The following is a 23286-nucleotide window of genomic DNA, read 5'->3' as shown; positions in this document are numbered from 1 at the left end:
GGTCGCCCGGCGCGTCGCAGGCGATGGCAGCGGCGCAGCCCGCGCTGGCGCGGGGCAGGCTCGACGGGGCGATGCGCTGCCCCGCCGATGCCGGCACCCTTGAGGTGGACCGCTGCGTCTGGGGGGGCGGCAGCGGCACCTACATCGACCAGATCGGCGCGGGCGGCTACGATGGCCGGCTCTGGAGTCTCGGCGGCGGTGGCCAGTTCGCGCTCGGCGAAAATTGGATCGTCGGCGGCGCGGCCGGCATCGACAACAGTGACTACCACTCGGACGACGGCTTCTCGCGCGCCGACGGGACGACAGGGTACGTCGCCGCGGCGGTCGGGCGGCAGTTCGGCGGGTTCAGCCTGACCGGCGCCGTGGCCGGCAGCTGGGGTGCCTTCGACACCAGCCGCAGCGTCGTGCTGCCCGGCTTCACAGGTACTGCGGAGGGCGACACCGATGTCGCGACGCTGAGCGGGCGGGTGCGCGCCGCCTACACGTTCGCCGCGGCGTTCGGCTACGTCAGGCCGACGCTCGACGTCGACCTCGTCTACACCCACTCGAGCGGCTACACAGAATCCGGGGCCGGGATCTACAATCTCGACGTCGCCGCCGCCGACCAGACAGCGCTGATCGCGACGCCTTCGCTCGAGGTAGGCACCAGCTTCGCCGCCGCCGACGGTTGGGCGATCGGCGGCTTCGCCACTGTGGGGCTCAGCCTCTCGACCGAGGACGAGTGGACCACGTCCGCGCGCCTCGAAGCGGCGCCGCTCGAGGCAGGGCGGTTCGCCACGCGCCTGCCGATCGCCGACATCATCGGCGAGGTCGGCCTCGGCCTCTCCGTCGCCAACCCGGCACACGGCGTCGAGGCGCGCGTCGAGTACGAGGGCTCGTTCGGGAACGACTACGCGAGCCACGGGGGGCTCCTGCGCCTCTCGAAGCGGTTCTAGCCCTTCTCGCTTCGAGCTTGCGTTCCATACCTAGCAGGCCGTTGAAGCGAAATCCAGGACACCGTCTTGATCACTTTTCGCCGATCGGGTGTGAGGACCATGTAACTAGACGGGGGCGCGGATGAGCCCAGAGAATGTTGGATTTCAGGTTCTCTCCCTCCGCCAGATATAACTGATTTAATTGAGTTTTCTGGATTTTTTGGATCGCTGCGTACAAAACTACGGCTTGCCGCGAATGATACATGCGACACTTGTAATTCGGTGGGCTAGTTGTCGACCCAACAGACTTCAGGCGCGCTCAGTGCACTAGATACGCTTCGTCGTAGGCGACGAGCCGCCTGATAGCGACGAGGCCGTCGCAATCTACCGTCGCTTCCTGTATGCCGACGCGAGAGTTTGTGGAGGATACATGGTCAAGCTGACGGAAGAAAACCGAAGGAAAACGCTAACCGCGTGCTACGACTATTTCGGCGTAGACAGCGCGGGCAAGAACGTGCGCAGGTGGTGGACAGACCGGGCGCCGAACGGGGAGGTAGTCGTAACGCTGTGGGTTGACCATTTCCAAAACGAAAATTTGACCGAGTACAGCACCTTCAACCGGTCAGATTTAGCTGCCTGGGTAGGTCGCTCTGAGAACCACCAGCGGCGCGACTTGCTTCAGAATGTCGGCATCGGCGGGACCTTTCAATCGATCGTTCAGCGGTATGCCGACCCCAACCGCCGACCTAGAGTAGCTGCAGAAAGGTACATAGGCCGCCCAATGCGGCTGACGGCATTGGATGAGCACACTGGCGAGTTCAGCGCACGAGAGATTGACTTCTAACTCATTCCACCCAGCCTGGCATGCCGACCGTTGGGAGGGACATTTCGCCTTGGATATCTGACGGAACGGTTGCGCGGCGTCGCAAGATCGATCGCCGCTTGGGTGCCTGTTTTTGATTGGGTGATACCGCCCCGCCAAATGGCAAGGCGTTCAAGAAAGAAGGCCGCGCCTGCTTTCCCGGGTAAGCTGCCTGACCAAGTGGAAGGCCGCCGACGGAAGGGCCGCCTTGGCCAGCGTTGCGACTGGCTGCCGGTGTCCCCCGGCCACTGAACGCTCACGCACAAAGCTGAGTCAAGCCGCGAGGAAGAGATTGAGGAAGCTCCGACGCTGGGTCTTAACGACGAGTAAGTCGGACTGTCTCAGTCCTGCAGGCGTTCCAGTACCTCGTCGTCCGATATCCACGGCTGAGTTCCTGTTCATATTATGAACACCATGACGAATTTAGTGGAGACCATTGTGTTGCACACGCACTCCCTCGCGCTGAATGTCTCGGACGATATCGCGACGCTGTTGGAGGACGGCATCGTCGGAAAGAAAGGCGCGTTCAGAAGCGACTTCGCGGAAGCGATGCGCGAGGACATGATGACCGCTTTCTGGAAGGCGATACAAAGGCCGGGTGGAGCGGTGGGGCGCGGGCCGCGCCGCTGGTACGTGGAAATTCATCCGCAGGAGTTTTCCGGCTTCATCGAACTGACGACCCATCCCTGGGTTGTCGCCATGTGCGAAGCGACGCTCGGGCCGGACTACAAGATCGTCGAGATCGGCTTTGACACGCCGTTCCAAGGCGCGAAGTACCAGCCCTGGCATCGCGATTTTCCGTCGCCCGAAGACACGTTTCGCGACAAACGCATAACCTCGCTGGCCTTCAACCTCACCGGCGTCGATGTGACCGAGGACATGGGGCCGTTCGAGATTGCCGTCGGCACGCAATATGTCGATGGGCGCGGCTGGAAACATGAGATGTTCCCGCCACAGGAAATCTGGCCGGAGTTCGCGGCCAAGGGCGTGAAAAAATATCCTAAGATGGGCGACATTTCCTGCCGCTCGGCGCTCACCATCCATCGCGGCACCGCGCATCCCTCGCCGATCGCCAGGCCTGTTATGGTGCTCGGCGTCGACGCGCCCGGCGCCGGCCACGACACACTGCACGATCTAATGGTGACGCAGGACTTTTACGACGCCCTGCCGTCGCAAGTCCGCGATCACCTCGTGTGCCGGGTGGTTGACGAACTGGTGCCGGTAACCCAAAAGCACGATATTGAAGGGCTGGTGATGGGCGTGGAGTGAAAGGGCGAGCGTCTGGGTGAGCCGATAGCTTGCCGTAACTTGTCGGCATGCTGCTTGCCGAATTGGCGTCGCGGGAACACTCGGCCCGGCATCCGCGAAAGAGACAGAGGACAGTAGGACGGCAGCACTGAGAGGGTGTGAATCTTTTTTGAGTTTTGAGGATTTGCCAGAGCAGTGGGGTGTGATTCAGTTGGGCGTGGCGGTGCTTTGGAGGGATTTCGATGGGCGAGGAAAGTCTGTTCGGTGGCCTGCCGGAGCAGCGGGCGCGGGAGGCTGGGGGGCGTGGGGCGCCGCGGCTGCGCCTTCCGGAGCGCGGCCAGATCGACCTGCACTGGGTGGCGTTGGACGATCTGATCGCGGACGACCACATGGTGCGGTCGGTGTGGGCGTTCGTGTCGGGACTCGACCTGTCGGGGCTTTATGAGGCGACCGCGGCGCGTGAAGGCAAGCCAGGCCATCCGGCGGCGGCGCCTGAACTGATGATGGCGCTATGGCTGTGGGCGACGATCGATGGTGTCGGCAGCGCGCGGCGGCTGGATGCTCTGTGCCGGGAGCATCTGGTCTATCGCTGGCTGTGTGGCGGGGTCTCGATGAACTACCACAGCCTCTCGGACTTTCGGATCGCGCATCAGGCGGTGCTGGACGAACTGTTGGCGCCGGGCGTGGCGGCGCTGGTGGAAGCCGGGCTGGTGTCGCTGGAGGTTCTGGCGCAGGACGGCTTGCGGGTGCGTGCCAGTGCCGGGGCCGGCTCGTTCCGGCGCAGGCAGCGGCTGGAAGAATTGCGGACGGCGGCACGGGCCAGGGTGGTGCGGCTGTCCGCCGAACTGAAGGCCGATCCGGGATCGGGCGAGCGGCGGCGGCTTGCGGCCGCCGAACGGGCGGCGCGCGAGCGCGAGGCGCGCATCGCGGCGGCCCAGCAGCGCATGCGCGAACTGGAAGCCGAGCGGGAGCGAAGGCACAAGACCAACAAGAAGGAGGTAGCCGGACAGAAGCAGCCGCGGGCCTCCACCAGCGATCCGCAGGCGCGGGTGATGAAGATGGCCGATGGCGGCTTCCGCCCGGCCTACAACATGCAAATCGTCGCTACACCGAAGACCCAGGTGATCGTGGCGGTCGATGTCGATAGCAGCGGCTCGGATCGTGGTTTGGCACGCCCGGCGATCGAAGCCTTGCACAAGCGCGGCCATTGGCCTTGCGACTATCTGGTCGACGGCGGCTTCACCAAGAACGACGACATCGACTGGGTCCATGCGGCGGGCACGCGGCTGTGGTGCCCGCCGGGGCAGACAAAGCACGGCGGCGATCCCTACACACCGAAAGACGGCGACAGCGCCGCCGTGGCCGACTGGCGCCAGCGCATGGCGAGCGATCAGGGCAAGCACTCTATCGCCGTCGCGCCGAGCACGAATGCATCAATGCCAGGGGCCGGCTTATGGGGCTCCAGCAACTCACGGTGCGTGGCAAGGACAAGGCCCGGACGGTCCTGCTGTGGTTCGCGCTGGCCCACAATATGCTGCGCGGCTTCGCCCTGCGCGCCGACGCCCGGGTCCCGGCATGACAAGAGCCTTGCAACGGGTTGGCCGCGCCCGCATCGCCCCAAATCGAGCCACCTGCCCGCTTCTGCGCCCGGCCCGGTCAACCCGGCCGGGCTACTCAACAAGCCTCGCCCAATCAGCCCTCGCCCCGAAGCGGGCAATACATTCTCAAGCTCTGAGGAGTGTCGGCGAGCTATGTGGATTTATGAAAGCGCCGTCCGCCGCCTTTAGCGCTTACTTCCGCGACCTTCGGAACTTTCGTACATTGAGTATGTTCGTAACGCTGATCGCAGCGCTGCCGCATCATCGCTGCGAGGGCGTGTGGGTTATCCAGCGTTGAGCCCGTCCCGTCTCCCTTCGGGGGCGGGCTTTCTTGTTTGTGATATTTTCGTGCGTGCGCGGAACATGACGCGTCGTGTCAGGTTCCCACTTTGACCGAGGCGGCCTCACGGTGTCAGAGTTAGGCCCGCCGCCCCCCACCGGGGACGGCGGACTCGGTTAGTCTCCGCCAAACCGCTTCGGCTGTGACCATTTCCCAATGGAGATCGAATGGCTTCACGCTTCAACCAGTCAGCTTTGAATTTCAAGTCGGCGATGAAGACGTATTCTCCTGCTTCGTCCCGCACTTTGACCCAGAAATTTCGTTGAGGCGGGCCTGGCAATTCGTCGTGGACGATATCCGGGATGGCCGCGACAGCCTCGTCGGCTGCCGCGTCTTGCGTGGCGGACTCGATGCCCACCTCATCTCGCGTGATCCCATCCCCGTCAAAAACATCGAAATAGTAGCGCGGCATGGAGGCCGCTCTACGAATGATGTTCTAAGATTTCGGAGCATCGTGGACAGGTCACGTCGAAGTGGCCGAATTGAGCCTCTTCCACCGGCGCCTCGCCACCCCCGCAGCGCAGCCAGAACAGCATGCCCTCGCCGGGGACCTGCGTTCCCTCGACCGCGTGCGTCACGAAATCGGGATCAGTCCAGCGGATGGGAAGGCCGTCCAATTCCGTTAAAACGTTCGATCCGTCTATGTGATGGTTCATGATGTTAAGCCATACATCCGCACGGTCATGCCTGTGGCCTGCTATCAACTTTCAGCTTTTCGGCCTCGCGCTCAATAACATTTCTGTCATTGCCGAACCGGTCGATGAGTTCGCGGACTTGATCTGTAGATAGGCCGAATTTGCTGGCGACGTAGCCAACCTCCCATTCCTGGTCTCCTGCCACCTGCGATCGGTCGCGGTTGTCCTGCTTCGATTTGTCATCTGCCATGTCTACCTCTGGTCGTTGTAGGGCGCCTTCGTGACTCCAACCATTCGGGCGAGTTCGGAGAAGGGTGGGATATCGGCCTCGCCCTGAGCATTGTTGGCCATTCGCAAGAGCCGGACAGGAAAGCATAGCGCATCACGATTTGAGGGCGACATATCCTCGTAGTTCCGCTCTTCCCCTGTCAGCCCTGCTTCTACCTTGTGCAGGGCGAGGTCGATGTCATCGACGGTGAGAAGCCCCTTGTGGACCAGCGCATTGTTCACGGCAGCCACCGCCATAATCAGGCCTTCAAGCTGCAAGTTGGCTACGTTCATGGCGCTACTTCTTCACGTATGCGCCGGGCTGGCGGCCAGCTTTAGGAGCCTTCGCATCCTTCGAGTGCTCGGCGATAGCCGGGCCGGCGCCTGACACCTTCTCAGTTGCCGGCGATGGCGTAGGCATCTTGGACGGCTGCTGACCGTCCGAGTGCCGCGTCTTTTCGTCAACATCATCGACCGGCTCTGTCAGGCCATATGGCTTCTTTGGCTCCTCGCCACGGTCTCCGTTGTGGAATTGATCCGGACGCTGGCTCATTCCCGCCTTGGGCTCTCGCGCCCCAGTCTCTCGATTGTTGTCGTTCATGTGATCCTCCTGTGAGACATGAACTGCAAAAACATCGGCCGGTTCCGGCGCACCATTTGAATCACTGTTCGTTCCCGTTGCCGTCTCGCTCTCCACGCCTAGACTCAGCTTGTGCGTAAGCGTTCAGTGGCCGGGGGACACCGGCTCGCGTTCATAGAGCCGATGCTGCCTACCCTCGTCGAGGCTCCGCCCGAGGGCGGTGAATGGACTCACGAGGTGAAATTTGACGGCTACCGCTCGCAACTCATCAAGCGGCCGGGCGGCTCTCGCATCTTCACGCGCAACGGATTCGATTGGACCGCGAAATATGCTCCACTGGTCGAGGCTGCCGACGGCCTGGCAGTCGCCAGTGCAATCATCGACGGCGAAATCATCGTGCCCGATCCAGCCACCGGGCTGACCGACTTTCAGGCACTGCGCTCCACAATCCGCAAGACGCCGACCGGCTTATCTTCGTAGCCTTCGATCTTCTCCACCTCAACGGCCACGACCTCCGCGACATGACGCTGGAGGAGCGCCGGCACCTCTTGGAAGACTTGATCGGCGACAGCGATACGGGCGGCCGGTTCCAATTCAGCGAGCAAATGGAGGGGACCGCGAAAGAACTCTTCCGCAAGATCGACCGGGCCAAGTTGGAGGGCATGGTCTCAAAGCGGCTCGGCAGCCGGTACGAAAGCGGCCGAACCATGGATTGGCGGAAGGCCAAGAGCTACGAGGAAGCCGACTTCAACATCATCGGCGTGCAGCGCGAGCGCGGCAAGCCTGCTATGGCGTTGATGACCGACAGCGCCGGCAAGTATGTCGGCGGCGCCTTTGTGACGTTACCGATTGGCGTTCGTCAGCGGCTATGGGATCGCGTTCAGGCCAAGGCCGGGGCGAAGCCGCCGAAGGGTTTGCCTGTTGAGAAAGCGGAATGGGTAAAACCGGGATTGGTGGCCCGAGTTAAGTTCCTGCGTGGCGAGGAAAAGCTTCGGCACGCGTCGGTAAAAAGCTTTCGAGAGGGCGCAGTCACGGACGGACCGGCGACGGCTCCTCGCGACGAGTGAAAAACTCGGCACTGTTCCAATGCTGAAGCCGCTCCAGCACCTCATCGTCCGGGAGCGTGTCGCGGTAGCTGCCGATGATCGAAAGAATGTCGGATTTGCCTCCAACACGCTGGAGCGCGTCATGCATCGACTTCGGGTCGGTTGTGTTGAGGGCCGCTATCTCCGCTTCAGTAGCCCCGAGTAGGCGTAGGCTCCGCTCAACTTCCCTCACGATGTCGGCATGCCACGGCGTGCGGGCCTTGAGGGCCAAGCGCGTCACTCCAGGCTGCTGCTGCATCTGTGCCCCTTGGGAGGGCGTCGCTTCCGGCTCTTGCGGGTCGCGTGGCTCAGTTGCTGTAGCAAGCTCTGTCCCTTCAAACTGCTGCATCTGCCTAAGGGCGAGGTTTGACATGTCTAGGTTGGGCATGGTCATCTGCTCAGATTGATACTCGATCGAACGCGGTTGGGTACGGTGATGTTCCGGGATCATCCTGGCCACCTGACATCTCGCCGCCACAAATATCCAACACTGCCGTCCGGGGCATCGTCTGGTAGTTCGCCAATCGCCTTAAACCAGGCGGTTTCAACTTGACGCCCTGCCGCTCGCGCTGAATTTTCGTAGCCGCTTGCTGGCATCGGCCGATCAATGCCAGCACCGAACGCCGTAAGTCCCCAGAGTCACTTTCCCTTCATCGGCGAGTGTTAAAGCTCATAGATGCGCGCGACGACTTCGCCTTTCATCCGCCGATCGAAGGCGCTGAAATCGTTGTAGCCTTCGCCGGGCCAGGTCTCGCGCCATTTGAGGCGAAGCTTTGCCGGCGAAACTGTCGCAGGAACCTCCACGGCCGCTTCGGCGCTATTCTTGTCTGGTTTCGGCAAAGAGGCTTCCATGAGTGCGCGCGGTCTTCAATTCCTGAATAAATGGATAGCGAAAAACATTCCTGCCGACGCAAAGGCCGACTCAGTTCTTGCTTGCCGATAAAGTGCTGGTGGCGGCCGAAAAGGAAGGTCTCACTGCGAAGGACGTCAGTGAGGAGGTCGACAGCGTTTTCGAGACCATCCTGAAAGCGCTCAAGGATCGTGCAGGAGGCTCGCCCGAATAGGTGTGTCGCCAGCGTCGCCGCGATGCCCGCCGCAGACCCAAAGGGTACCGTGTCTGCCGGCATAGCCGAAGCAGCCCCAGCGCTTGCAGCCGGGATGTTCACACCAATGCTCATCGATATGTTTGGTGCGAGACGCGGTCGTCAACTCGACCGAGATTTGCGGGATGATTGCTTCGTCGCTCATTGGCGGAGCGAACGAAATGAGAACGGAGGAGTCAACCGCCCTGTCAATTTGCGGAAGTGCTAGTTCCTTGCGCTGGAGCAGTTAAACCACCAGGAGCATCGGCTGCCGGCGCGTCGATCGTCTCGCCCCAAATTGCGACACCGCCCCAAACGACGCCCGCGAGCAAGAGCGATATGATCAGGACAAACAGCACCTGAAGCCCTGTTCGGCCTTGGCGCGCTTTGTCCGTGGTGATTGTGTTTTCCATTAATGCCGATTCATTGCCGAGGGAGAAGGTCTCTGGTCAATGCCCCGATCGGCGCATGGTTCCGGCCGGTCAGCCTTTCTTCAGGCTCAGGAAGAAGGTTCGACAAGCGCAGTTAGCGGAGTTCATTTTCTGAAGGCTCTGCCGAGCTGATCGCTATTCAGCTTGTCGGCGCTTGGCATCAGCACGGTTGCCACGCGCCGGCCCAGTCTTCAAACGACCATCAAAGTGGGGTCTACCTCTGGCGCGTCTTTGCCTTCCGCTATCACTGCTTCCAGCGCAGTGATAGCCACATGCACTTGGGAAAGTCTTTCGATCTGACCATGATTGGTGGCGCTGGTGACATTGTACGCCTCTATTCGCCGCTGCCTGGTGAGGTCATCTTTCAACTTCTTAAGCTCTTCAACTGTCTGAGCCATCGAGTTCTCCTTTGTTCCAGTCCGTCGGCCGCGCCTTCACGACTTAGCGAATGGCAACCTCGTTCCATCGCCTTCCGCAACAAGCACCGTTAAGTGATGCCACGCGGGATTAGAGGAGCTTTCGGCGGGGAGTCTTCACGACGAGTGACATCGTGGGTTGAGTTCCAATGCCGCAAGCGCATTAACGTCTCTACGTCATTCAGCGTGTCCCTATAACTGCCGAGCACAAACAGAAGGTCGGACTGGGGGTCGACCTTGCTCACGGCCTCATAGAGTTCGTGTGCTATCTTCGCCTTGATGGAGTCTTCAGGCTGATCCAGGTTTTCCATCAGCGCTGCTTCTCGCCGGCGCTCTTCCCGTCGGAGCTTTTCGAGCGCTCTTCAAACCGCTTTTCACCTTTAGCGAGCGGGCGGCCCATATCAGCCTCAGTTTTCCGCTCATCTCTCGCGGCAGCTTGCTCTAGGCTCGCGGCGGCTTCCTTGCCTTTGGATGTTGGCGCATTGCGGATACTCATAGGAACCTCCCGTTGGCGGCAGCCTGCCGCATGCGTTGAACGTAGAGGTGTTACAGACGTTCCAGCCGAGCAAGTTATCCCTTCCGCAGCTCACGCCAGCGCTGCAGCCGTTCTCTGGCAGGCCGCTCGCCCCGTGACCTGAAGTTGAGGTATTCACGCCATTACTCTTCCGTTCGGGGTTCCGGGCTTCCAAACCTGATATGGCGTCCCCAGAGCGAGCCGGTGATCCGGTGCGCTAGTTCCACCGAGTCGGCATGAGACTCTCTGAGCAGTTGCGCGGCCTTATCGACATCCGCGCCGAGGCGCTCGATCAGCAGTTCGGCGAGACCCACGCGGGCATGTTCTTGTGCGACATCATCCTTGCCCCTTGCGAGTTCGAATTCGCGGCGTTCGCGGCGCTGTTTCTCCTTGGCTGCACGTTCCCGCTTCTCTTTCTGCATTCAAGCTGCTTCCACGCGTTCATGCGCCTCGCCGATCGGCTACCGCGTCTGTTTTGCGAACGCCTTGACCGCGGTCCTTTTGTTTCGCATTCTCAACCAACGCCAGAATACCGTCAGTCGTTGGGCGATCGGCCTCGATCTTCTGAATGACTGCGCTGCGCACCGGCTCGACCATTCGCGCCAGTTCGTAAACCGACGAGACGGTCAAATCGAAAACTGTTTCCGATTTGATGCCGACAAAAGCAGATGCGGCGTTCATGTAGTTGTTGGCGGTGCGCTCGGTCCAGTCGAACTCGGAGCGAACCCATGCGAGGAACTGGCTATGTTCCAGCGCAGTCTTGATCTCATTGAGCTTTTCGCCGATCTCCAGAATATCACGCGTCGCACGCTTCTTCTTTGATCGCCTGATAGGAAGCGACAGTGATGAATAACAAGGTGGAACTAGCGCGCTTCTAACCGCGTTGGCGCAAGGTTGGCTTATCCAACCTTCTCTACGTGCGGAGCCTACAGCGTCCGTTCACCTCTGCTCACCCAGCCGCCCTAAACGACGGGCGCTTCGGAAGATAGGAAATCGCATACATGGCACTGATAAAAGGCACGAACAGCAGCGAGACCATCCCCGGCACCTCTGCCAGCGATGACATCTACGGCTACGGCGGCAACGACAAGATCTACGGCTATGAGGGCGACGACTTCATTTCGGGCGGGGCCGGCAACGACACGCTGTACGGCGGCTCGGGCGACGATGACATTTATGGCGACAGCGGCATTAACACGCTCTATGGCGGCTCCGGCAATGACTGGTTCCACACCAGCGCCCGCTCGACCGGGCTGAGCGACGACTACATCGCCGACTTCGAATTGGGCTACGACAGGATCGACCTGCGCACCTGGGGCGTGTCCGACTTCACCCAAGTCCAGGCACTGCTGGGCAGTACCGCAGATGGCGGCTCGATCCTCAACGCTTATACGGGCGGCGTCAGCCACGTGATTGAAATCGCGGACGTCACCCGCACCGAATTCATCAATAGCGACTTCGTGGTCGATACCTCCACGGCCGCGCGCAATCTGAGCGGCTCGAATTCGGTCGACGTGCTGTTCGGCGGGCGCGGTCACGACGTCATCGACGGCAATGGCGGCAGCGACAGGTTGCTGGGCGGGCTCGGCGACGACGACATCTATGGTGAAAGTGGCAACGACCAAATCTGGGGCGGCGTCGGCAGCGACCTGATGTCGGGCGGCTCGGGCGACGATGTTTTCCGTTTCGTCAGCGTCGCGGAGATGACCAGCGCCTCGGGCCGCGACGTAATCACCGATTTTCAGGTCAATGACGGTTCTGGCTATGACGATTTGATCGATTTCTCCAAGATAGACGCGGACGCCACTTTCTCCGGCAACCAGGCATTTGTGTTCATCGGCAGAGACACATTCATCTCGAACAGCCCTGGCGAACTACGCTATGCCTATAATGCGGCGGGCGATACGGTGGTGGCCGGCAACATCGACAACGACGCCTCCGTGGAGTTCCAAATCGTTCTCACGGGGCATTATGTGCTCGCTGCGAGCGATTTCATCGTCTGACATTTGCGGGCAAGGGCGGTGCCCGCTCTATCCTTCGGAAGCAACGAACGACTTAGCGGACGGTCGTGACGATCAGCCCGGCTGCCGCGAGATGGCCGGGCCAATTTACGAAACTGAAATCATATTTCGGTATAATTAGAGTTGACGTAGCGAGATGACCCGATGTGGCTTCAGCTCACCAAAAGGGATGGCCAGCCCATTCTTGTGAACATGGCGTGGATTGCCGAGGCGCTTCCCGGCGGTGGCGGTTCGGTGCTGGTGTTCGACAGGGTGCTTGGTGATAACAAAAGACTTGCTGTCGAAGAACCGGTCGGCGGATTAGCCGAAGCACTCGGCGCTGCGCGCACGGGGAAGCATCGACGGCTCTAACGGCAAGTTGCACGTCGTCCGATCGATATGGCTACGGACGCTTGAAAGAGTCCATCACGCTTTCGCCTCACAATGAGGGAGGAAAGCGTCATGGCTTTCTCACAATACACTGGGCATGCTCACACCGATCGATTTGGCGATGGTCCAAAAGGTATTCGACCGGCTGTGTGACGAGCGCCGTCTGGCTCAAAGGGACCGAGACCAGAGGGAGGAACTTGCCGCAGAGGCCATCCGCGTCTTCCAGAAAGGCGCGACGCGGGAAGCCGATCTGTGGCGGTCACTTTCGAAGCGGCGAAAGCACGAGATGGTGTCACGCCTTGATCGCCGGCTGCGACGTGGCTGGGCTCCAGGGCTCAGGCCGCAGCGCGCCAGTCGTCGGCGGCTGTCGCCCGCCAGCGGTCGAGCGCCGCGTCGGGACTGCGATCCACCACGACAATCTCGCGGTCGGCGAAATCACCAGATACTGCCCATAGACCGGCGCCGAGGCGAGTAACCTTCACCTGCATTGGCTGTCCGGCCACATTCACTTCCGCCCGCTGCATAGCCATGCCCGTCTGGTTCGCTGCGAAATTGACGGTGTGCACATACTGACAGACCGTGCGAGTTGCAACATGCAATGTTGTAACCATTACAATCGAGATGGCCGCAACGACTCGCGCATTCATTTGCGAACCTTTCGGTGAAAAGCATGTTCGGCCCCTTGAGGGGGAATGGAACCCCGAATGCCCCTAGACAACGAAGACGCGCAGCGCACTCAAGCGCGTGCAGCCGCCGTGCGGCTGGCAAAGGAAACCGGCATAACTGGAGTGCAGGCAACCGATCTTGTCGCGTTGCTCGGCATGAACTGGTCGTCGCTGATTCGTGAAGCGCGGTTGCAAAAACCTTTCCGCTAAGCTCTATATCATTGTACATAGCCAGACGCTTGAAGTTCGCATACGTTGATTTGTCGCCCGGACCGGCAAGGCAAGCGGGCGCTTGGAAGAGGATAGCGCTTTCGCCCACTCAGGATGAAAGCGATGGACTGCAAAGACTTCAGCGGCGGAATTTCTGCGCTAGACTTCGATATCGTTCGAACCACCTATTGGGCTCTGGTTGGCAACACCACGATTGATGACGCATTGGCGCGTCGTCACGCCCGAGAATTGATAGCCGCCCTCACTGAGCACACCGACATAGATGACGACCTGCTCTCGCGGATAATCCGGCGGTGACCGAGAATGAAGAGGTCGCCGTTCGCGTCGAGCACGTAGACGGCCATTCGGCGGTGCAGGGTATCCCTCCGGTGAATGCCGCCTTGTAGGCTGAGGGGGAACGTCGGAAGTCCTAGGGCTAATCCTAGGAGTAGCCCTATGACGCCGCGGCGAGTTGAGGTGATCACGTCGTTAGAGAGACGCCGGCGCTGGTCGCACGTGGAGAAGGATAGTCTGGTCGCGGCGTCGCTTGAGGCTGGCGTGTCGGTATCGGAAGTCGCGCGATCGGCGGGCATTCACGTCAGCCAGCTCTTCCGATGGCGCAAGGACCTGTGTGATCGGGTCGATGGCGGGTCATCGCAGTTGGTCCCGGTCGAGATCGCTCCTCGAGCCGTCGCACTTCGGAACTGCCGACCGCAGGCTCGTCCGATCCCACCGCTGCCGCTCCGCCTTCCGTCAAAAGACGACGCCAACGATAAAGGAGATTCGGAGCAACGCCACGTCTCCGGGCGACCGACGACACCGTCTCGCCCGGGAGGAAGCTCTCCTCGATGATCTGAAGCTTCTATTCGGTCGACCAGTGTCGGCGACGCGCCTCACCAGTGATCAGTTCGATCCGTCGATAATCGTCGGCCATAAGCCTGTGCTTGAGGATAGCCTCAAGCCTCCCGCGTTATGCCGACTGTCCGGTCGAAATGGGGGCCAGTTCACATCGCAACCCGACTAGCTGGTGACATGTCTTCCTACACTGGCTCTTCTCCCGCTGCGTTGCTAACCCAGGGTGACGGATAAACTAACAACCTTCCGAGGCTAATGATTTCACCATCCTGAAGACGACCGGGTCGTAGGGCAACTTTTGGGTTTGGCTATAATCCATCGCAAAGACCCCAACGCTATCGTCGCAAGTCACAATGACCCGCACGTAACGTATCATCCCACCTTTGATGCCCGAGTAGCTCGCCCAAGAATCGGTGAGCCGGCGATAGGTGACTTTCCAACCATGCCGCCCGTCATCAGCTATCAGTGCCTCGACGCGCTGTTTGAAGTTGCCGCCCAAAAAGTGGTCGCCGCGAACGACAAGGCTCGCTTCTTGTGGACCGAGAAAGGTCGCAGACTGGCCGTCTTCAGCGATACGATCAAGTGAGAAGCTTGGAGGCACTGCGAAGACGATCCCGGCTTTCCGGATGCCGAAAGCGGTCCATTCCTGCGCTAGCGATGGCCCAGTCGACGCAGCCATAAACATCGCCGCCCCGGCAACACTCGCTAACCCAATTCCAAGAACCAAATACCTCACCATCGTCTTCCGTATTCGCGGCCCTGATCGCGTCGACTCATTGGGGTCACCAGCACAATTGACCTAAGTCGTGCTTTGTTCCACCTCCCGCTGACGTCAGCCATCTTCACAAGAGCGAGGGCATTCGCCGCACGATCGGTGCGGCGCCGTCCAGAAGCAGCCCGCGACCGCAGAACGGGTTTCGGCGATGCTGGCCCATTCCGCGCACACGATGCAGGGGAAGCGCGACCGTGCGCTGATCCTGCTCGGCATGGCCGGCGCGTTCCGTCGCTCCGAACTTCCCACCTGCGAAGGCCCGCGGCCCGTCGCCGCCGTGAGGGCATAGCTGGACGCTGCCGGCATCACCGAAGGCCCGCTGTTCCGCCCGGTCAACAAGGGCAGCGCCGTTTCCCGCGAGCTCCTGACAGGCTGGGCAGTGGCGAAAATCATCAAGGGGTATGCCGAGCGCGCCGGGCTCGAAGCCGAAGAGTTTTCAGGCCACAGCTTGCGGGTTGACTTCGTCACCAGCGCAGCCGAGCGCGGGGCGGATCTGAACAGAATAATGGATCAGACCCTCACGTAGACCCTCGCACCGTGCGGAAGTACATCCGCAGGGCGGAGCGGTTCAGGACCACGCGGGTGCGGGAGTTCTGTAAGAGTATGGCCGCTTACATGTTTTGGCCGTCAAACGACCTCCCGCGAGGCGAGTAGGGACTTCACAACGTCGCGGGCGAGGCGTGCCTCAAAGAAGGTGCCGTTCTCGAAGCTGTAGTGAAACGTGCCTCCAAGCTGGGTGACCAGAGCACGAATGAAGCGGGCACCAAGGCCCGTTGATGGAAGGAGAGGATCAAAGCCAGGGCCGTTATCGGCAATCTGGAGTTTCGGCACGCCGTCGGCAGAGCGTGTAAACGACACGTCTAATCGTGCTTCACCCTCTGCCGGCATTCCATACTTGAGAGAGTTGGTGACGACCTCGTTTAGTAAGAGTGCAAGCGGTGTGGCTGCCTCATGCGTCAAGTAAAAATCCTCGATATCGTACCCCGTATGAATTATGCGCGTGGTCATGGTTTTCTGGAGCGGTTCAATGACTGCTGGAATTAGCGACTTGGCGTTCACATCCGAGAATTGGTCGAGACGGTAGAGATGCTCGTGGACTACCGACATGGCCGCAATCCGGTTTTGCAGGTCGCCTTTCAGCTCCTCAGGCAAGGCATGCATCCGGATCATTGACATGATTGACTGCAAGTTGTTTTTGACACGATGGTGCGTGTCTTTTACGAGCAACTCGTTTAACCCTAACGCTTGTGTGAGCTGTAAGCTCCGGGCCTGATCCTTGTGCAACAATGTCACAATCCAGATGCTTGCGCCTAGGAGCATTAATGCTGTCGGCACCGCGAAAAACAATGTCGTTATCGTGGTGCGCCAAAACGGTGCGAGCGCACCTTGGGCACTGAGCGAGGCAAGAGCGACATATTCAGTTCCGGGTATGCGCCGGTAGGCAACAAACCTGTCAACGCCGTCAGCCGGTGATATGGTACGGTAGTTTCCCAGGTCTGACTTCTTTAGATAATCCGTGAACAACACATATTTGGAGAGGTCTAGCGGGCCAGGCGCCAACGGATATCTGGCAACCAACTGGCCATCTTTCCGAAATAATCCGACAGTCGACCCGTCGTCGAAATCCAGCGATTCCCAGATTTCCTGGAACAACGCAACGTCGAAGGAGATTATTGCCACGCCTGCGAATTCGCCGCGTCGCTCAAGGCGTTTGCTGATGACAAATATTTGCGCGCCGTCCAGCCGGCTGACCAATAAGGACGAGAAATACCACAGTTGACCTTTCGCAGGCTCGGCAAAATATTCCCGGTCTCGCACGTCGATGGGTTTCACGCTTGGATCGGTTGAAAACAGAGTTCGGCCATCGGCGCTTACCACATAGGATTTAACGTTCCCTGGAAGTGCGCGTACCGCGTCTCGCACGAGGCTGGCTGTCGAGCCCGCATTCTGGTCAAGATCCGATCCAAGCGCTTCATCAATCCGCTGCAAGGATTGCTGGGAAAGCTGCGTCAGCCACCTCACGTTTGTGGAAACTACGAGAGAAGCTGACAGCGCCCGCTGCTCTGCCTGAGTTTCGGCTCCACGCCACTCACGAAAAACTGCGATGCCCAGGATAAAAGTAAAGAAAACGAACATGACTGCAATTAAGGTTGCAGCCGCTCTGAGCGTAAAGCTTCTTGAAAACGTTTCCGTGGTTAAAGGCGGCGCCACTGCATTCCCCTGTCCGCCGAGATCAGATCGATCTTGGTAACCAATGGCGGCGCGGCATCGACGCGGTCAATAGCCGCCAATGGTGAGACTTCCCATATAATTAGCAAGGAAGGAAGCTCGGTACCCTGCATCGTGCTTCCCGATAGGGTTTCAGTAAATTTCTTTAGCGGAGCCTAATTTTATTGAGACGGGATCGCGACGAGGCGCTCTCCGTGCCATCAATCTACCCGAAACGAGATCGGAGAGACGGCGCGCAAGCGGCGCCTGGAAGCGGGTCGAGCAGTCGCGGCGCCTATTGCGCCCTTGCTGATTCCGCTGGCGCTTCTCCGCGGAGGGGCCGTATTCGAGGCCACCCTAGATTGCAAAGCCTCCGAAGCCGTGGGCGACCGGTTTCACCGATATGATTTGTGTCTCGGCCCGACACAGGATGCCGGCCCCCGTGGCAAAGGCCACGAACGCCTCACGCGCTGCCTTCGGCGAGCACTGTCCGGATCGCGCGGCTTCACAAGCTTTCACCGCTGCCCCGTAGGACAACCGCCGCATCGCCCGCGCCCAATCGTTTAGGAAATCGAGCATTTCGGACAGGGAGGAAATCTCAGTCTTCTCTCCAAGTCCGGTCGTGATCGCGACGGGTGCGAACAGCAGCGTGTCCTCGTTTCTTGAATTGAGAGGCTGAACAGACCTCGCAGTGGCCGACGAAAACGCAGACGGCCGGCGAAAGTTCCTCCCCGCCAAAGACGCCGCCATCTCGTACGTTTCAAGGATCTTGACTCTTTTGTTCTCATTTCGTTCACTATGGGCGTGAGGGCTCTGGTAGGAGCAAACCCGATGACAATCACCCTTTGTTTGACAATCCCCGGCGTGCCGGAGGCGAGCATACAGGCCGGCCTCCAAGCCGCCGCTGATCATTTCAACGCTGTCGGTGTCCATCCGGTGACGGCCGAAAACGCGGTGCGCATGCTCGACGGCCTCGACCTGGAAAAACTTGCTGACGACGAATGGGCGAAAGACGAGTTGGACGCCGCTCAGGCATGGAATGACGCCGAGATTTCCGCATTCGTCGCAGCTCTGGGCGTTGGTTCCGATATCCCCAAGGGATCGAAATTGACGGTCGTCCATCCTCCTTTTTCGGAGAAGCGGAAGAGCTTGGTGGACTTCGTCATTTCGGTAGCGGGCGCGTCACAGGAGGAACTTCGCCGAGGTGTCGAGGCTGCCTTGGAAGTTTTCGTTCGGGAAGGCATTTCTCCAGAACAGGCGGCGGACGGTCAGTGGGCAGTCGAAAGCTGGGACGATGCTGGCTTCCCTGATGATGAGGCGCCCTCCGAAGAACTGGAACATGGTTGCAGCGTTTGGAATGAGGCCAGTGCTGCCGCATTCCAGGCAGTCTTTCCGGACTGGCGCGAAACGAAACGCTCAGGTGGCGCCAATCTGGCGCTTCTGCTAGAGCCGGAAATTCAACTCGCCACCCGCAGCCGTGCGCTCGCGATGATGCGAGAGCTTGTCGACAGAACTGTTCCCGAAGATTCGAATCTGTTCGGACTTGCGTGCGCTGTGGCATCCAGTATCGAGAATGGCTTCCGGCAGCAGGAGTTGGCCAAAAGTGTCACGGCTCCCTACAACGCCCTGTATGGGCCTGCGCTAAATGATCCCGAGAAGGTCGACGCTGCCGTCAGGGGTGTCTTTGCGGCGATCGACGCGCTGGAAGCGGCAACATCTGACTCTCCCGACCAGCTTCCGGTAATGTCGTCCGCTCATCTTTTCGAGGGAAAAGAAACTCGGCCATGGACGGGCGTGAAAGACTGACACGCCACCCTTGATCCAGTTGACGGCCCCGGCGTGCGCGGCAACTATGCGACGACGATAGGCTGGAAATCCTTGCGATGTGCGGTCGATTTACGCGCTTTCTACCATGGTCGGAAGTTCACCGGCTTTACCGTCTCACTCTCGACGCCGAGAAGCAGCGGAATGACGAACCGCGCTACAACATCGCGCCGACACAGAACGTCTTCTTTGTCACGGCCGGCGAGGAAGGCAATCACAGCCTCAAAGAGGGCCGTTGGTGGCTCGTTCCATGGTGGGCGAAGGAGATGCCCAAGGCGGCAATGTTCAATGCCAGGATCGAGACCGTCGCGACCTCTGGCGCCTTCAAGGATGCCTTCAAGTCGAAGCGGTGCCTGATTCCGGCAGACGGCTTCTATGAATGGACGAAGAGCCCGGCCGATGGCGGCAAAGACCCATGGTTCATTTCGATGCCGGGCACGAAGCCGTTCAGCTTTGCAGCCCTGTGGGCGCGAAATGACAAGCTGGACGTCACGAGTTGCACGATCATTACCGAACCAGCGGCTAAGCCAATGTCGGAGTTGCATGACCGCCAGCCTGTGATCCTCGACCCGGCCTACTATGACGCCTGGCTTGACCCTGCGACGCCGGTGAGCGATCTGACAGACATCCTCTCTCACGACATCGACGGGAAGCTACAGTTCCACCGTGTCAGCCGGGACGTGAACGCGTCCACGAAGGAGAGGCAGCGAAACGATAGCCCGCACATGATCCAGAGGATCGAATTCATGTCTGAACCGCTTAATCCCCTATGACAGGCCCCGATCGAGGAGGAGCCTCAGCGTGAACATCGAAGAGATGCCGGGCGAAAACCATTTCCAGAACAGCTTCCTGGAATACCTTTGGGCGCTCGTCGACCAAGGCAAGTTCAATGACGACCGGCCGGAAGATGCCGTTGTCGCGAAGCTGAGAGACACGCCGCTCGACGACCTATCCTATGATGAATACCTCCTATTCGAGGAGCGCGTGAGGCCGTTGGTCGAGGAGTGGCATTACCGCTGGCAGACGTTCGAAGATGAATACCTCACGCGGCGTTCGCCCGACTATTATGACGTGAAAGACGATAGCCAAGGCGACCTATTCGGCGATTGATCGACATCCAGGGATCAGGCCACCTTCGTCTTATGGTAGCGAAGCCTCCCAAGCGCCCGCACTCATATCCTGATCGCAACATCGATTGTCAGGAGGCGCTGGAGATTGAACTGCAAGCGTTCTTCGAGCGAGCCCAATACGGCGGCTGGAATTTCCACGACATCGCCCGTGCGACGCGCACACTACTTTGGGCGCAGCGGCGGGCGATGGAAGAGAACGCCAAGTTGGAAGCCGACTTGGCGATCATGCGGGCGATGGCGCGGGTGGCGAGATAGACCTGCCCCCTATTGGTAAGCCGAATTGTTGGAGCCTATTTTTCGCGGCGTTTCTAGACGCAAAATTTATTTCGTGCTTCCTCTTGAAGCTCTTTTTGGCGGTTTCTAACTCATTTTCGTCGAGGCTACGGCTCGGCAAAAATGGCGTCGCAGGAGACGCTGCGACGCTTCTTGTAACCCATGTTGCTTTACGGAGGATATGGCTATGAGAAGCCCTGAATACGCCCCCCTTTTCCGTTCGACGGTCGGCTTCGACCGTCTTTTCGACATGCTTGAAAACAGCACGCGGACCGATTGGCCGCCCTACGATATCGAAAAGAAGAGCGAAAACGAGTACCGCATCATCATGGCGGTCGCCGGCTTCAGCCCAGATGAAGTTGAGCTGACTCAGCACGGCCCCGAACTGACGGTGACCGGTCAGAAAAAGCCGGACGAGAGTGACCGGGAGGTTCTGCACCGTGGCTTGGCTATCGGCAACTTCAAACAGGCGTTCAAGCTCGCTGATCATGTGAAGGTTGCGACAGCCTCCCTGGACAACGGCCTGCTCACGATCGACCTCGCACGCGAAATCCCCGAGGAACTGAAGCCACGCCGCATCGCGATCACGTCGGCTGCGGGCGCCGCCTCGGTTGTCACTGGCAAGACCGAGCAGATCAGTCAGGACACCAGGCAACCGCGCAAAGCGGCCTGACCCGGCCGGCCATAACTCACCTTAACGCTGCGGTCCGCCTCCCGGTGGAATCCGGGAGGCTACAGATTGCGGAGAATGGAGATGACCGACTTACACAGTTTTCCCGACACCTATCGCCAACACGAACAGCCGGCGCTCGCTTCGGACGTGTTCGGCCAGCCGGACGACGTTCTGAATAGCCGCCACCTAACTCGCGAGGAGAAACGTACAGTGCTGGCATCCTGGGCGTCCGATATGCACGCCGTTCCCCACGTGCCTTCGCTTCGCCAGCTCCCAGACGGTTCAATCATTAAAGTCGATGACATCCTTCGTGCCCTCAAGGCGCTGGATGAACGCGTCGACCTGGGATCCGCGGGCGGGAGTGGCGTCCCGCTATGGCAGCGGTCGTTCAAGCGTCGCCGGACCTGGGACTTGAGGAAGTTCTCCCGGTACGGCCGCCGGCCCGATGATGATGACGATCCACCGCCTTGTCCGGCTATCGCTGCCACCCGACCGAAAAGCGGCGGAGGCGCTGCGTTCGCCGTCCCGGAGCCAGTTTTGGCTTAAGCACTTGATCGTGCCAGCGTGGTCGTTGGGTACGGCCACGCTCTCACCGAAGGATTCCCAACGGAGGAAGTAATGCTCGAAATCAACCGATACTTCGATCGACCGGTCTACCTGGCGGATGGCCCAGGCGTCGTGCGTGAAATACGAGATGCTGCCGACGCAATTGAGTTCCTGGAGGAATGGCCACCCGAGCTGAGGGATACGGCCTCCGAAGTAGCTCTGCGCGTGTGCCGCCGCGCACACGACGGCCTCGTGCCCATCTCTGCCGCCCGAACCGCGATAGAGGGCTTCGCCAAGATGTCAGGCATCCTTGAGGATGGTGCAGCCATTCAAAAGTCCCCGGACCCGGTCACGATAACAATGGCGTGAACGACTGCAACTGCTTGCACGCTGCGTCATTCTCAGCGGTCTAAGAGGTATTCGCGATGCTCTTAAGCCCAGCAGGAAATCGGCCCGATCCAGACTTTGGGCGAAATGCAAGAATTGCGCTCGCTTACATTATGTGGGGTGCGTTGATCGCAGGGGTGATCGCTATATTGGCAACCTTGGCGCACTAGCGATGGCCGGGCACGCGCTCCTCGTACCTCAGTCGCAATGACGCGGCGTGCGGCATTCCGGCTTGCGTTCGTGGGGGCTGCCGTAGCCGCGACAGCCCATATCTTGGCCAATGGCCTCGCATATCGCGAGTACACCCTACTGGGCACGAGTCTTCTCGATGGCGGGTGGGTGACGGCAGGAGGCCTCCTGCTGATGCTCTATGGCCTCTACAAGTTCTTCGCCGGCGGGATTTCTGATTGAGCCGCCGCCCGTGGCGCTGGCCTCGCCTATGCTATCTGGCAGAGCTTCCGCGCGTTTTTCTGGCCCCGGACGCAATTCGTCAGCACTCGCCAGAATTTGCACTCCCGTCCTGGACGATGGAACACGTCGGTTGGTTTACGGCAGGTGCCAAAATGGCAGCAATGGCGATCAGAGTGAAGCAAGATGCGGAAAGCAATGTGCATCCGATTGCGGCCTGCCATTCGCCATTCCGTCCCCCGGCCAATGCTGCGCGTCCAAACACATATGCAACGTAGCCGAGTCCAATCACTACAACAGCCACCGGAACGAATATCATAGCCCTTCGCCTTGCTGTGGAGGTTCGCCTTTCGACCCATTGGCCGGTGCGCTCCGTTCGACTTTCAACTTCGGAGAAGAAGAGACGTTCCTACACAAATAGCTGCATTAGTAAGAGCCAGGCCACCCCGTGTCATCCCGGCGCTTCGTCAAGTCCGGGAAGGGGACCGGAAGTGATACAAGGTTCCCAAAATGGAAAGCCCGCCGCGCTGGGGTTTTACGCGACGGGCTCTTTGCTGTTTGCGGTGCCGCCGTCGCGGAAAGTGGCTTGAAGGACCGCGACTGCTTCTAACTACGGAAACGGCGCTGGGTTCCTCTGCGGCCCCGGATTGCGCGTTACGCGTGCTGCTGAGATTCTGCGGCTATGGTAGACAAACCGCCGAAGCGTCCGAATTCTTACCCAGACACGCATATTGATTGCCAGGAGGCTCTGGAAGAGGAGATGAAGGCGCTGATTGAGCGAGTGCAGCGGGCGGGCTGGAACTTCGACGATATCGAGCGGGCTACGCGGACGCTTCTGTGGGCGCAGCGGCGGGCGCTGGAGGAGAACGCCAAGTTGGAAGCCGACTTGGCTATTATGCGGGCGATGGCGCGGGCGGCGAGTTAGACGTGCACTCTGTGGGCAAGATTAGGTTCAATAAACGCAATAGCGAAC

The 23286-nt window shown here is 59.9% G+C and carries 32 protein-coding genes and 4 pseudogenes; 20 read left to right on the top strand and 16 right to left on the bottom strand.

Translation table 11 applies throughout. From position 1 onward, the window contains the following. The 4 genes and pseudogenes from ACH196_RS24660 to ACH196_RS24645 form a co-directional block, all read left to right on the top strand. Positions 1–935, top strand: a 935-nt coding sequence (locus tag ACH196_RS24660) for an autotransporter outer membrane beta-barrel domain-containing protein (RefSeq protein WP_396649567.1), incomplete at its 5' end; no start/stop codon positions are given. Positions 936–1344: 409 nt separating this feature from the next. Further along, positions 1345–1758 (top strand): hypothetical protein, encoded by a 414-nt coding sequence (locus tag ACH196_RS24655; RefSeq protein WP_349009684.1) that lies wholly within the window; start codon positions 1345–1347, stop codon positions 1756–1758. Positions 1759–2217: 459 nt separating this feature from the next. Next, positions 2218–3045 (top strand): phytanoyl-CoA dioxygenase, encoded by an 828-nt coding sequence (locus ACH196_RS24650; RefSeq protein WP_349009685.1) that lies wholly within the window; start codon positions 2218–2220, stop codon positions 3043–3045. A 221-nt stretch (positions 3046–3266) separates the two neighbouring features. Beyond that, positions 3267–4603 (top strand): annotated as a pseudogene (locus ACH196_RS24645) (IS1182 family transposase). 423 nt (positions 4604–5026) lie between these two features. Here the strand turns inward: ACH196_RS24645 and ACH196_RS24640 are convergent. The 5 genes from ACH196_RS24640 to ACH196_RS24620 are packed head-to-tail and all read right to left on the bottom strand — an operon-like array spanning position 5027 to position 6465. Further along, positions 5027–5374, bottom strand: a complete 348-nt coding sequence (locus ACH196_RS24640; RefSeq protein WP_396649566.1) for a DUF6894 family protein — start codon at positions 5372–5374, stop codon at positions 5027–5029. Positions 5375–5384: 10 nt separating this feature from the next. Then, on the bottom strand, positions 5385–5618 hold the full coding sequence (locus tag ACH196_RS24635; protein ID WP_349009688.1) for a hypothetical protein: 234 nt from the start codon (positions 5616–5618) through the stop codon (positions 5385–5387). Positions 5619–5643: 25 nt separating this feature from the next. Further along, positions 5644–5847 (bottom strand): DUF3606 domain-containing protein, encoded by a 204-nt coding sequence (locus ACH196_RS24630; RefSeq protein ID WP_396649565.1) that lies wholly within the window; start codon positions 5845–5847, stop codon positions 5644–5646. 2 nt (positions 5848–5849) lie between these two features. Continuing rightward, positions 5850–6158: a hypothetical protein gene (locus ACH196_RS24625; RefSeq protein WP_396649564.1), complete on the bottom strand. Its 309-nt coding sequence runs from the start codon at positions 6156–6158 to the stop codon at positions 5850–5852. Positions 6159–6162: 4 nt separating this feature from the next. Beyond that, on the bottom strand, positions 6163–6465 hold the full coding sequence (locus ACH196_RS24620; protein ID WP_349009691.1) for a hypothetical protein: 303 nt from the start codon (positions 6463–6465) through the stop codon (positions 6163–6165). Between the two features lie 162 nt (positions 6466–6627). Between ACH196_RS24620 and ACH196_RS24615 the strand changes: the two are divergent. Then, positions 6628–7511 (top strand): annotated as a pseudogene (locus ACH196_RS24615) (ATP-dependent DNA ligase). Here ACH196_RS24615 and ACH196_RS24610 read toward each other — a convergent pair. Both ACH196_RS24610 and ACH196_RS24605 read right to left on the bottom strand, forming a co-directional pair. Then, the gene (locus ACH196_RS24610; RefSeq protein ID WP_396649563.1) at positions 7474–7989 is read right to left on the bottom strand and encodes a hypothetical protein; all 516 of its coding nucleotides are present in this window, start codon (positions 7987–7989) and stop codon (positions 7474–7476) included. The pseudogene ACH196_RS24615 and the gene ACH196_RS24610 overlap by 38 nt on opposite strands. 203 nt (positions 7990–8192) lie before the next feature. After that, the gene (locus tag ACH196_RS24605; protein ID WP_349009693.1) at positions 8193–8369 is read right to left on the bottom strand and encodes a hypothetical protein; all 177 of its coding nucleotides are present in this window, start codon (positions 8367–8369) and stop codon (positions 8193–8195) included. An 89-nt stretch (positions 8370–8458) separates the two neighbouring features. Here ACH196_RS24605 and ACH196_RS24600 point away from each other — a divergent pair, with 89 nt between their 5' ends. Next, entirely contained in the window at positions 8459–8593 is a 135-nt protein-coding gene (locus ACH196_RS24600) for a hypothetical protein (RefSeq protein WP_396649562.1), read from the top strand. 640 nt (positions 8594–9233) lie between these two features. Here the strand turns inward: ACH196_RS24600 and ACH196_RS24595 are convergent. The 4 genes from ACH196_RS24595 to ACH196_RS24580 form a co-directional block, all read right to left on the bottom strand. Continuing rightward, positions 9234–9440, bottom strand: a complete 207-nt coding sequence (locus ACH196_RS24595; protein ID WP_396649561.1) for a hypothetical protein — start codon at positions 9438–9440, stop codon at positions 9234–9236. A gap of 328 nt (positions 9441–9768) precedes the next feature. Beyond that, entirely contained in the window at positions 9769–9954 is a 186-nt protein-coding gene (locus ACH196_RS24590) for a hypothetical protein (RefSeq protein WP_396649560.1), read from the bottom strand. A gap of 161 nt (positions 9955–10115) precedes the next feature. Continuing rightward, complete coding sequence (locus ACH196_RS24585; RefSeq protein ID WP_396649559.1) at positions 10116–10394, bottom strand: hypothetical protein; 279 nt, start codon at positions 10392–10394, stop codon at positions 10116–10118. 19 nt (positions 10395–10413) lie between these two features. Then, on the bottom strand, positions 10414–10803 hold the full coding sequence (locus ACH196_RS24580) for a DUF3102 domain-containing protein (RefSeq protein WP_396649572.1): 390 nt from the start codon (positions 10801–10803) through the stop codon (positions 10414–10416). A 170-nt stretch (positions 10804–10973) separates the two neighbouring features. Between ACH196_RS24580 and ACH196_RS24575 the strand changes: the two genes are divergently transcribed. Next, the gene (locus ACH196_RS24575; RefSeq protein ID WP_396649558.1) at positions 10974–11975 is read left to right on the top strand and encodes a hypothetical protein; all 1002 of its coding nucleotides are present in this window, start codon (positions 10974–10976) and stop codon (positions 11973–11975) included. Between the two features lie 162 nt (positions 11976–12137). Beyond that, complete coding sequence (locus ACH196_RS24570) at positions 12138–12344, top strand: hypothetical protein (RefSeq protein WP_396649557.1); 207 nt, start codon at positions 12138–12140, stop codon at positions 12342–12344. Positions 12345–12697: 353 nt separating this feature from the next. Here the strand turns inward: ACH196_RS24570 and ACH196_RS24565 are convergent, their stop codons facing one another. Continuing rightward, positions 12698–13009 (bottom strand): hypothetical protein, encoded by a 312-nt coding sequence (locus tag ACH196_RS24565; RefSeq protein WP_396649556.1) that lies wholly within the window; start codon positions 13007–13009, stop codon positions 12698–12700. Positions 13010–13066: 57 nt separating this feature from the next. On the opposite strand from ACH196_RS24565, the gene ACH196_RS24560 reads away from it, so the two are divergent. The 3 genes and pseudogenes from ACH196_RS24560 to ACH196_RS24550 form a co-directional block, all read left to right on the top strand. Then, the gene (locus ACH196_RS24560) at positions 13067–13237 is read left to right on the top strand and encodes a hypothetical protein (RefSeq protein ID WP_349010303.1); all 171 of its coding nucleotides are present in this window, start codon (positions 13067–13069) and stop codon (positions 13235–13237) included. A gap of 123 nt (positions 13238–13360) precedes the next feature. Further along, a complete protein-coding gene (locus ACH196_RS24555; protein WP_349010304.1) occupies positions 13361–13555 on the top strand; it encodes a hypothetical protein in 195 nt (64 codons plus the stop codon). Positions 13556–13630: 75 nt separating this feature from the next. Beyond that, positions 13631–13858 (top strand): annotated as a pseudogene (locus ACH196_RS24550) (transposase); the annotation flags it as partial. A 49-nt stretch (positions 13859–13907) separates the two neighbouring features. Here ACH196_RS24550 and ACH196_RS24545 read toward each other — a convergent pair. Together ACH196_RS24545 and ACH196_RS24540 are read right to left on the bottom strand one after the other, a co-directional pair. Next, positions 13908–14171 (bottom strand): annotated as a pseudogene (locus ACH196_RS24545) (transposase); the annotation flags it as partial. Between the two features lie 156 nt (positions 14172–14327). Beyond that, a complete protein-coding gene (locus ACH196_RS24540) occupies positions 14328–14771 on the bottom strand; it encodes a hypothetical protein (RefSeq protein WP_349009522.1) in 444 nt (147 codons plus the stop codon). Between the two features lie 472 nt (positions 14772–15243). Between ACH196_RS24540 and ACH196_RS24535 the strand changes: the two genes are divergently transcribed. Next, positions 15244–15390: a hypothetical protein gene (locus ACH196_RS24535; protein WP_349009521.1), complete on the top strand. Its 147-nt coding sequence runs from the start codon at positions 15244–15246 to the stop codon at positions 15388–15390. Positions 15391–15491: 101 nt separating this feature from the next. Here the strand turns inward: ACH196_RS24535 and ACH196_RS24530 are convergent, their stop codons facing one another. Together ACH196_RS24530 and ACH196_RS24525 are read right to left on the bottom strand one after the other, a co-directional pair. Beyond that, a complete protein-coding gene (locus tag ACH196_RS24530) occupies positions 15492–17075 on the bottom strand; it encodes a sensor histidine kinase (RefSeq protein ID WP_396649555.1) in 1584 nt (527 codons plus the stop codon). Positions 17076–17429: 354 nt separating this feature from the next. Next, complete coding sequence (locus ACH196_RS24525; RefSeq protein ID WP_396649554.1) at positions 17430–17822, bottom strand: DUF982 domain-containing protein; 393 nt, start codon at positions 17820–17822, stop codon at positions 17430–17432. Positions 17823–17903: 81 nt separating this feature from the next. On the opposite strand from ACH196_RS24525, the gene ACH196_RS24520 reads away from it, so the two are divergent. The 8 genes from ACH196_RS24520 to ACH196_RS24485 all read left to right on the top strand — a co-directional run bounded on the left by ACH196_RS24520 (position 17904) and on the right by ACH196_RS24485 (position 23238). Further along, complete coding sequence (locus tag ACH196_RS24520; RefSeq protein ID WP_396649553.1) at positions 17904–18878, top strand: hypothetical protein; 975 nt, start codon at positions 17904–17906, stop codon at positions 18876–18878. Positions 18879–18955: 77 nt separating this feature from the next. Then, the gene (locus ACH196_RS24515) at positions 18956–19669 is read left to right on the top strand and encodes an SOS response-associated peptidase (RefSeq protein ID WP_349009517.1); all 714 of its coding nucleotides are present in this window, start codon (positions 18956–18958) and stop codon (positions 19667–19669) included. Positions 19670–19697: 28 nt separating this feature from the next. Beyond that, positions 19698–20006, top strand: coding sequence for a hypothetical protein (locus ACH196_RS24510; RefSeq protein WP_349009516.1), 309 nt, complete (start codon positions 19698–19700; stop codon positions 20004–20006). Beyond that, positions 20003–20281, top strand: coding sequence for a hypothetical protein (locus ACH196_RS24505; protein ID WP_396649552.1), 279 nt, complete (start codon positions 20003–20005; stop codon positions 20279–20281). Before ACH196_RS24510 ends, ACH196_RS24505 begins: the two co-directional genes overlap by 4 nt. 205 nt (positions 20282–20486) lie before the next feature. Next, positions 20487–20972: an Hsp20 family protein gene (locus ACH196_RS24500; RefSeq protein WP_349009514.1), complete on the top strand. Its 486-nt coding sequence runs from the start codon at positions 20487–20489 to the stop codon at positions 20970–20972. 75 nt (positions 20973–21047) lie between these two features. Further along, on the top strand, positions 21048–21518 hold the full coding sequence (locus ACH196_RS24495; protein WP_396649551.1) for a hypothetical protein: 471 nt from the start codon (positions 21048–21050) through the stop codon (positions 21516–21518). A 72-nt stretch (positions 21519–21590) separates the two neighbouring features. After that, on the top strand, positions 21591–21887 hold the full coding sequence (locus ACH196_RS24490) for a DUF982 domain-containing protein (protein ID WP_349009512.1): 297 nt from the start codon (positions 21591–21593) through the stop codon (positions 21885–21887). Between the two features lie 1186 nt (positions 21888–23073). Beyond that, positions 23074–23238: a hypothetical protein gene (locus tag ACH196_RS24485; RefSeq protein WP_396649550.1), complete on the top strand. Its 165-nt coding sequence runs from the start codon at positions 23074–23076 to the stop codon at positions 23236–23238. The last annotated feature ends 48 nt before the right edge of the window (positions 23239–23286 follow it).

This window comes from Mesorhizobium sp. IMUNJ 23232 (assembly GCF_044326205.1).
In the GTDB taxonomy this organism is placed as follows: Bacteria; Pseudomonadota; Alphaproteobacteria; order Rhizobiales; family Rhizobiaceae; genus Kumtagia.
This window is presented reverse-complemented; position numbering and strand designations above follow the sequence as displayed.